8 protein-coding genes are annotated in these 13,477 nt (G+C 70.1%); 6 read left to right on the plus strand and 2 right to left on the minus strand.

What is annotated here, in order from left to right; genetic code table 11:
* The first annotated feature begins 216 nt into the window (after positions 1-216).
* Both ACZ4Z3_RS18930 and ACZ4Z3_RS18935 read left to right on the plus strand, forming a co-directional pair.
* Positions 217-2,280 carry an APC family permease gene (locus ACZ4Z3_RS18930; RefSeq protein ID WP_468502047.1) on the plus strand — a complete coding sequence of 688 codons (2,064 nt, stop codon included), beginning with the start codon at positions 217-219 and terminating at the stop codon, positions 2,278-2,280.
* A 94-nt stretch (positions 2,281-2,374) separates the two neighbouring features.
* Complete coding sequence (locus ACZ4Z3_RS18935; RefSeq protein ID WP_468502048.1) at positions 2,375-3,703, plus strand: class I SAM-dependent RNA methyltransferase; 1,329 nt, start codon at positions 2,375-2,377, stop codon at positions 3,701-3,703.
* Between the two features lie 332 nt (positions 3,704-4,035).
* Here ACZ4Z3_RS18935 and ACZ4Z3_RS18940 read toward each other — a convergent pair whose 3' ends face one another.
* Together ACZ4Z3_RS18940 and trhA are read right to left on the minus strand one after the other, a co-directional pair.
* The gene (locus ACZ4Z3_RS18940) at positions 4,036-4,395 is read right to left on the minus strand and encodes a hypothetical protein (protein WP_468502049.1); all 360 of its coding nucleotides are present in this window, start codon (positions 4,393-4,395) and stop codon (positions 4,036-4,038) included.
* A gap of 630 nt (positions 4,396-5,025) precedes the next feature.
* Positions 5,026-5,808, minus strand: a complete 783-nt coding sequence (gene trhA, locus ACZ4Z3_RS18945; RefSeq protein ID WP_468502050.1) for a PAQR family membrane homeostasis protein TrhA — start codon at positions 5,806-5,808, stop codon at positions 5,026-5,028.
* A gap of 499 nt (positions 5,809-6,307) precedes the next feature.
* Between trhA and ACZ4Z3_RS18950 the strand changes: the two genes are divergently transcribed.
* The 4 genes from ACZ4Z3_RS18950 to ACZ4Z3_RS18965 all read left to right on the plus strand — a co-directional run bounded on the left by ACZ4Z3_RS18950 (position 6,308) and on the right by ACZ4Z3_RS18965 (position 13,316).
* Positions 6,308-7,993 (plus strand): ribonuclease J, encoded by a 1,686-nt coding sequence (locus ACZ4Z3_RS18950; protein WP_468502051.1) that lies wholly within the window; start codon positions 6,308-6,310, stop codon positions 7,991-7,993.
* A 114-nt stretch (positions 7,994-8,107) separates the two neighbouring features.
* A complete protein-coding gene (locus ACZ4Z3_RS18955) occupies positions 8,108-8,422 on the plus strand; it encodes a GNAT family N-acetyltransferase (protein ID WP_468502052.1) in 315 nt (104 codons plus the stop codon).
* Between the two features lie 238 nt (positions 8,423-8,660).
* Positions 8,661-9,722 (plus strand): zinc-binding dehydrogenase, encoded by a 1,062-nt coding sequence (locus ACZ4Z3_RS18960; protein ID WP_468502053.1) that lies wholly within the window; start codon positions 8,661-8,663, stop codon positions 9,720-9,722.
* Between the two features lie 372 nt (positions 9,723-10,094).
* Positions 10,095-13,316 (plus strand): bifunctional cytochrome P450/NADPH--P450 reductase, encoded by a 3,222-nt coding sequence (locus ACZ4Z3_RS18965; RefSeq protein ID WP_468502054.1) that lies wholly within the window; start codon positions 10,095-10,097, stop codon positions 13,314-13,316.
* Positions 13,317-13,477 lie beyond the last annotated feature (161 nt).

Below are 13,477 nucleotides of genomic sequence, written 5' to 3' on the forward strand. Positions count from 1 at the left end.
GAGTGCGCCGATCAGCTCCGCGGTCGCCGCCTGCATGGGGCCTCCAGAGATGGGGGAAGGGGATTCGTCATATAGACATCAGGACGCCCTCATTAGGCCTGAGGATGCGTCACGTGACGCACCTCGCAGTGACGCCCGGGGAGATTTCACCCAGGGGCCCGCCGGGATTTCACCCGGATGTGCCCAGAACCAGTCGGGGCGCTTACGATCCTCTGCGTGTCCAAACTGACCGACCTGCCCAAACGGATTCTGATCGGGCGCGCTCTGCGCAGCGACCGGCTCGGCGAAACGCTCCTGCCGAAGCGCATCGCACTCCCCGTCTTCGCCTCCGACCCGCTCTCGTCCGTGGCGTACGCACCCGGCGAGGTCCTGCTGGTCCTCTCCATCACGGGCGTGTCGGCCTACCACTTCAGCCCCTGGATCGCCGTCGCCGTCGTCGTTTTGATGTTCACCGTGGTGGCGTCCTACCGGCAGAACGTGCACGCCTATCCGAGCGGCGGCGGCGACTACGAGGTGGCGAACACCAACCTCGGTCCCAAGGCCGGTCTCACCGTCGCCAGCGCGCTCCTCGTCGACTACGTCCTCACCGTCGCCGTGTCGATCTCCTCCGGCGTGGAGAACCTCGGCTCGGCCATCCCCTTCTTCGTCGAGCACAAGGTGCTGTGCGCGGTCGGCATCATCGTGCTGCTCACGCTGATGAACCTGCGCGGGGTGAAGGAGTCCGGCAAGCTGTTCGCGATCCCGACGTACGTCTTCGTCGTCGGCGTCTTCGCGATGATCGCCTGGGGTGCCTTCCGCGGGCTGGTCCTCGACGAGACGATGCGGGCACCCACCTCGGACCTGGAGATCAAGCCCGAGCACGAGGGACTCGCCGGCTTCGCGCTGGTCTTCCTGCTGCTGCGCGCGTTCTCCTCCGGCTGCGCCGCGCTGACCGGCGTCGAGGCCATCTCCAACGGCGTCCCCGCCTTCCGCAAGCCCAAGTCGAAGAACGCGGCCACCACCCTCGCCGCGATGGGCCTGCTCGCCGTCACCATGTTCTGCGGCATCATCGGCCTCGCCATGGCCACCAACGTACGGATGGCCGAGAACCCGGCGGTCGACCTCGTGCGCGACGGCACCCCGGTCGGCGAGTCCTACGTCCAGAACCCGGTGATCTCGCAGGTCGCGGCAGCCGTCTTCGGCGACGGAACGTTCTTCTTCATCATGCTGGCCGCCGCCACCGCCCTGGTCCTCTTCCTGGCCGCCAACACCGCGTACAACGGCTTCCCGCTGCTCGGCTCGATCCTCGCCCAGGACCGTTACCTGCCGCGCCAGCTGCACACCCGAGGTGATCGCCTCGCCTTCTCGAACGGCATCGTGCTCCTCGCGGGCGCCGCCGGACTGCTGGTGTGGATCTACGGCGCCGACTCGACCCGGCTGATCCAGCTGTACATCGTCGGTGTGTTCGTCTCCTTCACCCTCAGCCAGACGGGCATGGTCCGACATTGGAACCGCCATCTGCGCACCGAGAAGGACCAGGCCAAGCGGCGCCACATGGTCCGCTCGCGGGCCATCAACGCCTTCGGCGCCTTCTTCACCGGGCTCGTCCTGATCGTCGTCCTCGTCACCAAGTTCACGCACGGCGCCTGGGTCGCCCTGCTCGGCATGGTGATCTTCTACGCGACGATGACCGCGATCCGTAAGCACTACGACCGCGTCGCGGCCGAGATCGCCGCCCCCGACGGCCCCAGCGACGACGTCGTACGGCCGTCCCGGGTCCACTCCGTGGTGCTGATCTCCAAGATCCACCGCCCGACCCTGCGCGCCCTCGCCTACGCCAAGCTGCTGCGCTCGCACACCCTGGAGGCGCTCAGCGTCAACGTCGACGCGGCCGAGACCAAGGCGCTCCAGGAGGAGTGGAACCGGCGCGGCATCGACGTACCGCTGAAGGTCCTCGACTCGCCGTACCGGGAGGTCACCCGGCCGGTCATCGAGTACGTCAAGGGGCTGCGCAAGGAGTCCCCGCGCGACGCGGTGTCGGTCATCATCCCCGAGTACGTGGTCGGCCACTGGTACGAGCATCTGCTGCACAACCAGAGCGCGCTCCGGCTCAAGGGACGCCTTCTGTTCACGCCGGGTGTCATGGTGACCTCCGTGCCGTACCAGCTGGAGTCCTCCGAGGTCGCCAAGCGGCGCGAACGCAAGCGGCAGGAGTGGAACGCGCCGGGTTCGGTACGGCGTGGTCCGGCGTACGACCGGTCCAAGACCCCGGCGAAGGAGTCCTCGGCCAACCAGAGCTGAGTCTCCGGTGGTCGGCGGCCGGACGGCACCCACGTAGACTGGTGGGCTGTTGTCCGGCCGTTGTCGCTTCCCTCTCTCCTGGAGTCACCCCGCCATGCAGGCAGAACCGAAGAAATCGCTGGTGGGGGAGGAGTACGAGGTCGAGGTCGGCCCCGTCGCCCATGGTGGTCACTGCATCGCCCGTACGGCGGAGGGCCAGGTCCTCTTCGTCCGGCACACGCTGCCCGGTGAGCGGGTCGTGGCCCGGGTGACCGAGGGCGAGGAGGGCGCGCGCTTCCTGCGGGCCGACGCCGTCGAGGTGCTCGACGCGGCCAAGGACCGCATCGAGGCGCCCTGCCCCTACGCCGGCCCCGGCCGATGCGGTGGCTGTGACTGGCAGCACGTCAAGCCGGGCGCGCAGCGCCGCTTCAAGGGCGAGGTCCTCGCCGAGCAGCTGCGGCGGCTCGCGGGCCTCACGCCCGAGGAGGCGGGCTGGGACGGCACGGTGATGCCGGCCGAGGGCGACAAGGTCCCGGCGGGCGAGGTCCCGGCGTGGCGCACGCGTGTGCAGTACGCGGTGGACGCCTCGGGGCGCGCGGGGCTGCGCCGCCACCGCTCCCACGAGGTCGAGCCGATCGACCACTGTCTGATCGCGGCGCCGGGCGTGAGCGAGCTGGGCATCGAGAAGCGGGACTGGTCCGGCATGGAGTCGGTCGACGCGATCGCGGCGACGGGTTCTCAGGACCGCCAGGTGATCCTCACGCCGAAGCCGGGGGCGCGGCTGCCGATCGTGGAGCTGGACAAGCCGGTGTCGGTGATGCGGGTCGGGGAGAAGGACCGGGGTGTGCACCGCGTCCACGGGCGCCCCTTCGTCCGTGAGCGCGCCGACGACCGCACGTACCGCGTCGGGAGCGGCGGTTTCTGGCAGGTCCACCCCAAGGCCGCGGACACCCTCGTGAAGGCCGTCATGCAGGGCCTGCTGCCCCGCAAGGGGGACACCGCGCTCGACCTGTACTGCGGGGTCGGGCTGTTCGCGGGCGCCCTCGCCGACCGGGTCGGCGAGAAGGGGGCCGTCCTCGGCATCGAGTCCGGCAAGCGGGCGGTCGAGGACGCGCGGCACAACCTCGCGGAGTTCGACCGCGTACGGATCGAGCTGGGCAAGGTCGAGGCGGTGCTGCCGCGCACCGGGATCACCGAGGTCGACCTCGTCGTCCTGGACCCGCCCCGCGCGGGCGCGGGCCGCAAGACGGTGGAGCACCTGTCGACGCTGGGCGCGCGCCGCATCGCGTACGTCGCCTGCGACCCCGCTGCGCTCGCTCGCGACCTGGGGTACTTCCGCGAGGGGGGTTATCGGGTGCGGATGCTGAGGGCGTTCGATCTGTTTCCGATGACGCATCACGTGGAGTGCGTCGCGATCCTTGAGCCGGCCGGAAAGGGATCCTGACCGCCGAGATCAACCGGGGGGCGCCGGGGCGATCAAGCCGGGTCCTGATCGCCATTTCGAGTACCGCACAGCGTCAGGACGGTGGAATCGACGCTCCGGCCCGCCGCCCCAGTCATCTGCTTGGACGCTGCCCATCGCCTGCTTACCGGCACGGTTCGGACGGCGGCGCCGCCGGGCGAGAAGCCGGTGGCGCCGGCTTGTCCCTGCCAGACGCCTCTGGCCGCCGTCCGCACCTTGCGCATCTCGAACTCCGTCGGACCCCTTGAACCGGGGTTGCGACGGTTCCTGGAACCCAAGGTGCGGGGCCTCGATGCGTGCCGTGCGTCGGTGGGTCAGTGGTCGGAGTAGCTGAAGTCGCCCGCGGTCCAGGCACTGACGTCCTCGATCGCGACGCGGTACATCCCGCCTGTTTCCGGGATTCCCACCATGCCCTGCAGGATCCGGGCGACGTGGAAATGCAGATGTGTGGGCGGCCCGTCCTTCCTCGCGGGGGCGTCGAAGACGGCGGAGAACTCGCCCAGGGCTGCGGAGTTCGTCAGCACCTCAGACACCCTCTGCCTCCACATGGCTTCCGGAGCCAGTCGACCGGTGATGACGGCACCACTGGTGACCACGGTCAGGGACATCTGATTGCTCTGCCCGGACTCCACGAGGGCGGCTATCGCAACGAGCAGCTCGTCAGACTTCGGCATGGGACCGGATTCTACGCACCAGCCCACCCGGGTGGCTTGGACGGTGGCGCAACAGAGCGAGATGGGCGCATACGGCTTCGCTGGTGCCGCGATACAGGTCAGGGGGTGTACATGTGCGGCATCGGGTCACTCTCGTCTGCGGTCGTTCATGCCAGGTTCGTGCCCCCCTGTGCCCCGCCTGCCCCTGTGCCCCGCCCGCCGACCCACCCGAGCCACCGCGCTCGCCGGAGGCGCTGGGAAACGCGGTCGACGCCCCGGTCCGCAGCGCCACGGGAAGCTCTGCGGGCGGCTCTGGATCTCATCCGTGCGTCGGGCCCCGCGCCGCCGACGGGCCCCCAGCAGTTCGCAGATCGGCTCGGCGGGGTACGTGTCCTCGAAGGCCAGCTCGAAGAAGCCCAGCGCATCAACGCCGGACACCGCCGCACCGGCACATCGTCCAGTTCGTCGGGCGCCCGCCTGAGGGTGAGCGGGCCGTCGGCCTCGGCGGCTGTCACGTCGGCGCGTTGCCGGGCTGTGGCGCGCAGGGACGGTGTCGTGTCCGAACGGCTTCATCGGCACCTCGCTCGTTGATCAGGCCGCGTGTGCGGCGACAGCACCGTGACGCGGTAGTGAACGCATCTGCTCCGGTGGTCAGTAGACGGCGAGGGAGATGGCGATGTAGTGCGCGGTGAAGGCCGCCACGGTCAAGGCGTGGAACACCTCGTGGAAGCCGAACCAACGGGGCGAAGGGTCGGGGCGCTGGACGGCGTAGACCACCGCTCCCGCGCTGTAGAGAAGACCGCCGGTCACTGTCAGGGTAACCACGGCCGTACCGCCGGCGTGCATGAAGTCGGGCAGGTAACGCACAGGTGCCCACCCCAGGGCCAGGTAGCAGGGGGTGTACAGCCAGCGGGGAGCGTTGACCCACAGCACGCGGAAGGCGATACCGGTCAGCGCGCCCGTCCATACGATCCACAGCAGCAGGTCTCGCCGCTCAGGAGGGAGCAGGAGCACAGCCATAGGGGTGCAGGTCCCGGCGATGATCAGGAAGATGTTGGCGTGGTCGAGGCGGCGCAGGACGGCCTCGCCCATCGGCCCCCAGTTGCCCAGATGGTAGACGGCGCTCGTCCCGAACAGCAGCCAGGCGGTGAGGGAGTACACGGTGCAGGCCAGGGTCGCCTGCCGGGTCGGGGCCAGGCAGACGAGGACGATGCCGGCGCTCGCCGAGGCAGGGACCATCGCGGCATGGAGCCAGCCCCGCAGCTTCGGCTTGACCGGCTCGACCAGGTCGGCCGCCCACTCGACGAGGTCGGCAACCGGGTGAGACGCCTCCCCGGCATTGCCATGATGTGGTCCGTCGGGGAAACCGGCTACGGCGTCCCCAGACACACCTTTCCGTCCTGTCTCGTTCCTCTGGGCATCATCGTCAACCATCCGATCATGCTAGGAACCTGCCGGGGGCGGCGTCCGCCGAGGTCCGTCTCGCCACCGACTGGGCCTGCGGAATCGGGGATGGTCCCTGGGCGCACGGCTCGCCGCACCGTCCTCGTTCCTGAGCCCGACGGTGCCACTGTGCTGACGCACAAGGGGCCGGTGACGCCGCCTACGACCCGCACCTGCGGGGCAGCGGCTCGACGCCGCCCTCATCGGGCCGTTTCGATACCTCCGGTACCTCGGTCTCGCCGTAGCCGACGGGGTTCGCACGCCCGGCTGCCTGGTCACCGCGGCCTTCGACGTCATCAGTCGAGTGGCAGCGCGCCTTCGCGGAGCCGTGATCGCCGCCCGGCCCAGGGAGGACGGGGACCCGGGGCAGGAGCGGGCCCCCTTCCGGCACGGCGTCGACGGCGGCCGCTGCGGGTGCCCCGCTCCGTCGGCAGGACGAGATCACACAGGCAAGGATCATCACGTCCCACTCTCCGGGTACCGTCAGGGTATGAGCCATCCGCACCCCGAGTTGAAAGCCGCCCCGCCCCTTGCCGAAGGAGGGCTGCGGGTCATCGCCCTGGGTGGCCTGGGTGAGATCGGCCGCAACATGACCGTCTTCGAGCACGCGGGCAAGCTGCTCATCGTCGACTGCGGCGTGCTGTTCCCCGAGGAGACCCAGCCCGGCGTGGACGTGATCCTGCCGGACTTCACCTCGATCCGGGACCGGCTGGACGACATCGTGGCCGTGGTCCTCACCCACGGCCACGAGGACCACATCGGCGGTGTGCCGTATCTGCTGCGGGAGCGGTCCGACATTCCCGTCGTCGGCTCCAAGCTGACGCTGGCGTTCTTGGAAGCAAAGCTCAAGGAGCACGGCATCCGGCCGCGCACGGTGCGGGTGCGGGAGGGCGACCGGCGTGGCTTCGGGCCCTTCGACTGCGAGTTCGTGGCGGTCAATCACTCCATCCCGGACAGCCTCGCCGTCGCGATCCGCACCGGCGCCGGGATGGTGCTGCACACCGGCGACTTCAAGATGGACCAGTTCCCTCTCGACGACCGCATCACCGATCTGCGCGCCTTCGCACGCCTCGGCGAGGAGGGCGTGGACCTGTTCCTCACCGACTCCACCAACGCCGAAGTGCCCGGTTTCACCACCTCCGAGCGTGATCTGAACCCGGCGATCGAGCAGGTGATGCGCACCGCGCCGCGCCGGGTCATCGTCTCCAGCTTCGCCAGCCATGTGCACCGCATCCAGCAGGTCCTGGACGCCGCCCACCAGCACGGCCGCAAGGTCGCCTTCGTCGGGCGGTCGATGGTCCGCAACATGGGCATCGCCCGTGACCTGGGCTATCTGAAGGTCCCCTCCGGTCTGGTCGTGAGCACCAAGGAGTTGGAGAAGCTTCCGGACCACAAGATCACTCTGGTGTGCACCGGCTCCCAGGGCGAACCGATGGCCGCGCTGTCACGGATGGCCACCCGCGACCACCAGATCCGCATCGGCAAGGGCGACACCGTCCTGCTCGCCAGCTCCCTCATCCCCGGCAACGAGAACGCCATCTACCGGGTGATCAACGGGCTCACCCGGTGGGGGGCCCACGTCGTCCACAAGGGCAACGCCAAGGTGCACGTCTCCGGACACGCCAGCGCCGGCGAACTGGTCTACTGCTACAACATCGTCAAACCCCGCAACGTCATGCCCGTGCACGGCGAATGGCGCCACCTGCGGGCCAACGCCGACCTCGCCATCCGTACCGGCGTCGACCCCGAACGGGTCGTCATCGCCGAGGACGGCGTCGTCGTCGACCTCGTCGACGGGCGCGCCTCCATCACCGGCAAGGTCCCCGCCGGCAACGTCTACGTGGATGGCATGGAGGTCGGCGGCGCCACCGAGGCGTCCCTGAAGGACCGCCTCACCCTCGCGGAGGAAGGCGTGGTCACGGTGGTGGCGATCGTCGACGCGGACACCGGCGCCCTCACCGAGGCCCCCGACTTCCTGGCCCGCGGCTTCGTCCACGACGACACCACCTTCGAGCCGGTCATCCCCGTCATCGAGAAGACCCTGGCCACCGCGGCCGAGGAAGGCGTCGGGGACGCGCGCCAACTCGAACAGCTCCTCGCCCGAGCCGTGGCGAACTGGGCGTTCCGCACCCACCGTCGCAAGCCCCTCATCATTCCCGTCATCATCGACGCCTGAGTGGCGGCCCGGCAGGCGTCCGGGGCACATGAGCGTCATGGCTGACGGGATTTCTCTCCTCCTCCCGGCCGGGGCACCGGGCTGTCCGCGCTTCTGATCCCCCAGGGCCGTCATGTGCTGCTCGGGCGGCATGATCAGCTGCCGCAGGGCTGTGGTGTCCGGCGCAGTTCTGCCGCCCGGGCCGCCCCGGGCGAGCGGCTACGCCCGCCGGGCTGGACCGAGATCAGCGCTGTCTGCACCTCTCCCGAGGCCCGCGGGCGAGGTCACGCGGGCCGTCTCGTCGGCGCGCTCGTCGCCCGCATCGTGGCCCGCGGCGACGTCCCTTCCTGCACGTGGCCGAGGCGAACACCAGCGCGATCGCACTTCTACGAGCGGCTTGGTTTCCACACGCGCAAGCACGTGACCTTCCGGAGGTTCGCTGCACCTTGACAGCTCCTCGGGGCCTGAGGGATGAGGGCTGGGGCCGGCGGCGACGTAGTTGGTGATCGGCATGAACCGACATCACCGGGCGGTTCGCCCAGCCAGTCCGCCCGGCCCCCCGTCTCGGCCTGCCATGCGGACAGGTCTTTGAGATGTGGCTCACTTGATCTTGTCTAGTGACTCGCTTGAGTGACATTGTCAGTTGACAAGGTCAATCGATTGAGGCATTGGAAGGATCGAGGTCCCTATGAAGACCATGCTTGCCGGGCGGCTCCGCCTGGACACCCGTACGTTCGCCGTCGAAGAGGTTCGCGTGCCCACACCGGGGCCGGGCGAGGTGCTGGTCGAGGTGCGGGCGGCCGGGGTGTGTCTGTCCGACGTTCATCTGATCGACGGCAGTATCAGTCCGGCGTTCCCCGTCGACTCCGTCGCCGCGGCCCGTGCCGTGACGCTCGGCCACGAGGTCGCCGGTGTCATCCATGCCGTGGGACCGGGGGTGGCCGGTGAGTGGGTGCCCGGTACTCGGGTCGTGCTGCAGGCCGGGCAGGCGTGCGGCGGGTGCGGTGGCTGTCTGCGCCGCACCTCGTGCCGGCAGCCGCTCACCCGCGGCGTGGACTACGACGGCGGCTGGGCCCAGTACGCCGTGGCTCGCGAGGACACCCTGCTCGCCATCCCCGACGGCCTTCCCTTCGATCAGGCCGCCATCATTCCCGACGCCGTCTCCACTCCGTACGCCGCGATCGTCGAGACGGGTGCGGTGCGTCCCGCGCAGGCCGTCGGCATCTGGGGCGCGGGCGGTCTCGGCGCGCACGGCATCCGGCTTGCCCGCATGGTCGGCGCGGCTCCGATCATCGCCGTCGACCCCCTGCCCACCGCCCGGGACCGGGCCCTCGCCTTCGGCGCCGACTTCGCTCTCGACCCGACGGCGGACGGCTTCGCCGAAGCGGTGGCAGAGGCCACGGCGGGCCGGGGGATCGACGTGGCGTTCGACTTCGCGGGCGTTCCCGCCGCTCGCGCTCAGGCGGTCGCCGCGCTCGGGGCCGGCGGTGTCCTGGTGCTCGCGGGGCTCACGCCCGAGCCGATCGTCGTCGGCGACAGCACCGGGTTCTGCTTCCGGGGCAGCCAGATCCGCGGCCACTACGGCTCCGGCTTCGAGCATGTGGAGCAGCTCATCGGCCTGACCTCCGCCGGGCGGATCGATCTGGCCCCTTCCATCACCGCGCACGTCCCGCTGGCCGACGCCGCGGACGCCGTCCACCGGCTGGAGAAGAAGATCGGCGACCCGATTCGGTTCGTCCTCACCCCCTGATTCCTCTGAGATCCCGGACCGGTTCTCCGAAGTCCCTGGTCGGTTCTCCGAACTCCCTGGCCGGTTCTCCGAAGTCCCTGCCCGGTCCTTCGAAGTGCCTGGCCGGTCCCGTGAGCACCCCGCCGAGTCCCGTCCCGCGAACCTCCTGTCGGGTCCCGCCGACCCTTCAGGGAGAGAAGCCCCTCCCGCAACAGCGTGTCGCGGGAGGGGCTTTGCCTGTCTGTGCGTGTTCGCGGTGCTCCCGCGAGAGGGTCCCGACGGCTAATCGATCGACTGTGTCAGACGCCACAATCAAGCGACATTGTCACTCGACAATGTCGCTTGTATGGTTCTAGCCAGCGGACAGCCTGTGCGGCAACGAAAGGCAAGCTCATGACCCACGAGACCCTGCGCGGAACCGAACCGATCCCTCAGCGCCCGGCCCTGCCTCTGGTGGGCCACGCGTTCGACATCCCCAGTGGGGCCGACGGTCTGCTCTATGTGATGAAGGAGGCGAAGGAGCTGGGGCCGTTGTTCAAGCTCCGCGTCTTCGGCAACGAGATCAACTTCGCCTCCGGTCTCGACCTGGTCACCGAGCTGGCGGACGAGAGCCGGTTCCGCAAGAACGTCCACCCCGACCTGGTGATCCTCCGGGGAATCGGCGGCGACGGGCTGTTCACCGCGTACAACGACGAGCCCAACTGGCGCAAGGCGCACGACGTCCTGATGCCGGCGTTCTCACTCGGCGCGATGCGCGGCTACCACGCGACGATGCTCCGGGTCGCCCGGGAGCTGATCGAGAAGTGGGACCGGGCGGCGGGCACGGAGTCCGTGGACGTGGCCGACGACATGACGCGCCTGACGCTCGACACGATCGGCCTGTGCGGCTTCGGCTACGACTTCGAGTCGTTCGAGCGCGACGAGCCGCACCCCTTCGTCTCCGCGCTGTCCAGGGCGCTGGCCTTCGCTCAGGACAAGGGCGAGTCGATCCCGGGCACGGAGCTGTTCAAGTGGAAGCAGGCGGAGCAGTTCCGTGAGGACGTGGCCCTGATGGAGGGCCTGGTGGACGACGTGATCCGGCAGCGCCGGGCGTCCGGGGACCTGAGCACCGACGACCTGCTCGGGCGGATGCTGCACACCCGTGACGCGGTGACGGGCGAGCCGTTGGACGACGTCAACATCCGCTACCAGGCGATCACGTTCCTCATCGCCGGCCACGAGACCACCAGCGGGGCGCTGTCGTTCGCCCTCTACTACCTGACCAAGCACCCCGAGGTCCTCGCCCGCGCCCAGGCCGAGGTCGACGCCCTGTGGGGCGACACGGACGCCCCGGAGCCGGATTACGGGGACATCGGGAAGCTGACGTACATCCGTCAGGTGCTCAACGAGAGTCTGCGGCTGTGGCCGACGGCGCCCGCCTTCGCGGTGGAGCCGATCGAGGACACGGTCATCGGCGGGAAGTACGCCGTGCGCAAGGGCGAGTCGATCCAGATCCTCATCCCGCAGCTGCACCGCGACCCCGCCTGGGGCGAGAACGTCGAGCTGTTCGACCCCGACCGGTTCCTGCCGGAGCGGGAGGAGGAGCGGCCGGTCCATCTGTTCAAGCCGTTCGGCAGCGGTGAACGCGCCTGCATCGGGCGGCAGTTCGCGCTGCACGAGGCCACACTGGTCCTCGCGCTGGTGATCCACCGTTACCGCCTGATCGACCACACCAACTACCAGCTGAAGATCAAGCAGTCGCTCACCCTCAAGCCGGACGAGTTCACCCTGAACCTGGCCCGGCGCACCAGCGGGGAGCGGCGCTCGCCCGCCGCCGCGGCCCTTGTGGCGGGCGGCGCTCCCGCGGGCCAGGACCGCCCCGTCGTCCGGCGTGCCACCGGCACCTCACTCATGCTCCTGCACGGCTCCAACCTGGGCACCTGCGCAGGCATCGCCCGCGACCTGGCCGAAGACGGCGACGAGCGAGGCTTCGCCCCGTCCGTCGCTCCCCTCAACGACGCCGTGGGCAAGCTCTCCCCCGATGGCGGACCGGTCGTGATCGTCGCCGCCTCCTACAACGGCAGGCCCACCGACGACGCCACCGAGTTCGTCACCTGGCTGGAGGGGCTGGAGCCCGGCGCGCTCGACGGCCTGCGGTACGCCGTACTCGGCGTCGGCGACCGCAACTGGGCCGCCACCTACCAGCGCGTCCCCACCCTCATCGACGAGAGGCTCACCGCGGCGGGCGCCACCTCACTGCTGGAGCGCGGCGCCGCCGACGCCGCCGGTGACTTCGCCGGCACCGTGGACCGCTGGACCGGCGACCTGTGGACCACGCTCCTGGAGCGCTACGGGACCGCCGGGGAAGCGGCCGCCACCGAACCGGAGGACGACCAGGACGCGGGGCTGTACGTACTGGAGGACGCGACCGACTCGGTCATCGGCGGGCTCGCCGCACGACACGGCGTCCAGCCGATGGAGGTGCTCGACGCCGGAGAACTCGTCGACATGAACCACGGGCTGGGCCGCTCCAAGCGCTTCCTCAAGCTGCGGCTGCCCGAGGGCGTCACCTATCGCACCGGCGACCACCTCGCCGTTCTCCCGAGCAACCCGGCCGACCTGGTGCGGCGGGTGGCCGACCGTTTCGCCCTCGACCTGGACCGCACCGTCCGGCTCCAGACCCGCCGCCGCAGCCGGGGCGCCCTGCCCGTCGACCGCCCGCTGACCCTGCGCCGTCTGCTCACCGACTTCGTCGAGCTTCAGGACCCCGCCACCCGGGAGCAGGTCGCCGTGCTCGCCGAGCACACCGCCTGCCCGCCCGAGAAGCGCCCCCTGGCCGAACTCGCCGCGGCGGACGAGGAGACCTTCCGCGAGCAGGTGACCGCCGCCGGACGCAGTCTCCTGGACCTGCTGGAGCGCTACCGGGCCTGCGAGCTGCCGTTCGAGGTCTTCCTCGAGCTGCTGCCGGTGCTGCGCCCGCGTCACTACTCGATCTCCTCGTCCGCCGCAGCCTCTCCCGGTGAGGTCGACCTGATGGTGTCGCTGCTCGCCGCGCCCCACCGCTGCGGCGAGGGCACGTTCCGCGGCATCGGCTCGCACTACCTCCAGACGGTGAGCGCCGGCGACACGGTCCAGGCCCGGGTGCTGCCCTGCAGCGAGGCGTTCCGGCTGCCCGAGGACGACTCGGTGCCGGTGATCCTGGTCAGCGCGGGCACCGGTCTCGCCCCCTTCCGCGGGGCCGTGCTCGACCGGCACCACACCGGGTCGAAGGGCACCCTGCTGTGCTACTTCGGCTGCGACCACCCCGACGTCGACTACCTGCACCGCGCGGAGTTCGAGGCGGCCGAGGCCGCCGGAGCCGTCAGCATGCGGCCCACCTTCTCCTGCGCCCCCGAGGACGGGGCCCGCTACGTCCAGGACCGCATCGCCAAGGAGAGCGACGAGGTGTGGGCGGCCCTGGAGGCGGGCGGCCGAGTGTATGTCTGCGGCGACGGCCGCCGGATGGCCCCCGCGGTGCGGGAGGCGTTCATGGCGATCTACCGCACGCACACCGGCGCCGGGGACGTCGAGGCGAGCGCCTGGCTGAACGCGCTGATCGAGTCCGGAATCTACGTCGAGGACGTCTGGGCCGGCTGACCGGCCACGGTGCGGTGGCGGCGCCGGCCGCACACCGCACCACCCCACTGACCGACAGGGCCACGGACACTCCCCCCTCCGTGGCCCTGTCTCCTTCACACCGTCTCCCGCCCCCTCCTGAACTCGTGAGGTTCGCATGCCCGTCACCCGCTCGGCGTTCC

The organism is Streptomyces sp. NPDC030296, assembly GCF_055572815.1.

What these genes read in the sequence shown, in the direction of transcription:
- ACZ4Z3_RS18935 (WP_468502048.1), top strand. Translation starts at nt 2,375, where the DNA reads ATGCAGGCAGAACCGAAGAAATCGCTGGTGGGGGAGGAGTACGAGGTC.
- ACZ4Z3_RS18940 (WP_468502049.1), bottom strand. Translation starts at nt 4,395, where the DNA reads ATGCCGAAGTCTGACGAGCTGCTCGTTGCGATAGCCGCCCTCGTGGAG.
- trhA (WP_468502050.1), bottom strand. Translation starts at nt 5,808, where the DNA reads ATGGTTGACGATGATGCCCAGAGGAACGAGACAGGACGGAAAGGTGTG.
- ACZ4Z3_RS18950 (WP_468502051.1), top strand. Translation starts at nt 6,308, where the DNA reads ATGAGCCATCCGCACCCCGAGTTGAAAGCCGCCCCGCCCCTTGCCGAA.
- ACZ4Z3_RS18960 (WP_468502053.1), top strand. Translation starts at nt 8,661, where the DNA reads ATGAAGACCATGCTTGCCGGGCGGCTCCGCCTGGACACCCGTACGTTC.
- ACZ4Z3_RS18965 (WP_468502054.1), top strand. Translation starts at nt 10,095, where the DNA reads ATGACCCACGAGACCCTGCGCGGAACCGAACCGATCCCTCAGCGCCCG.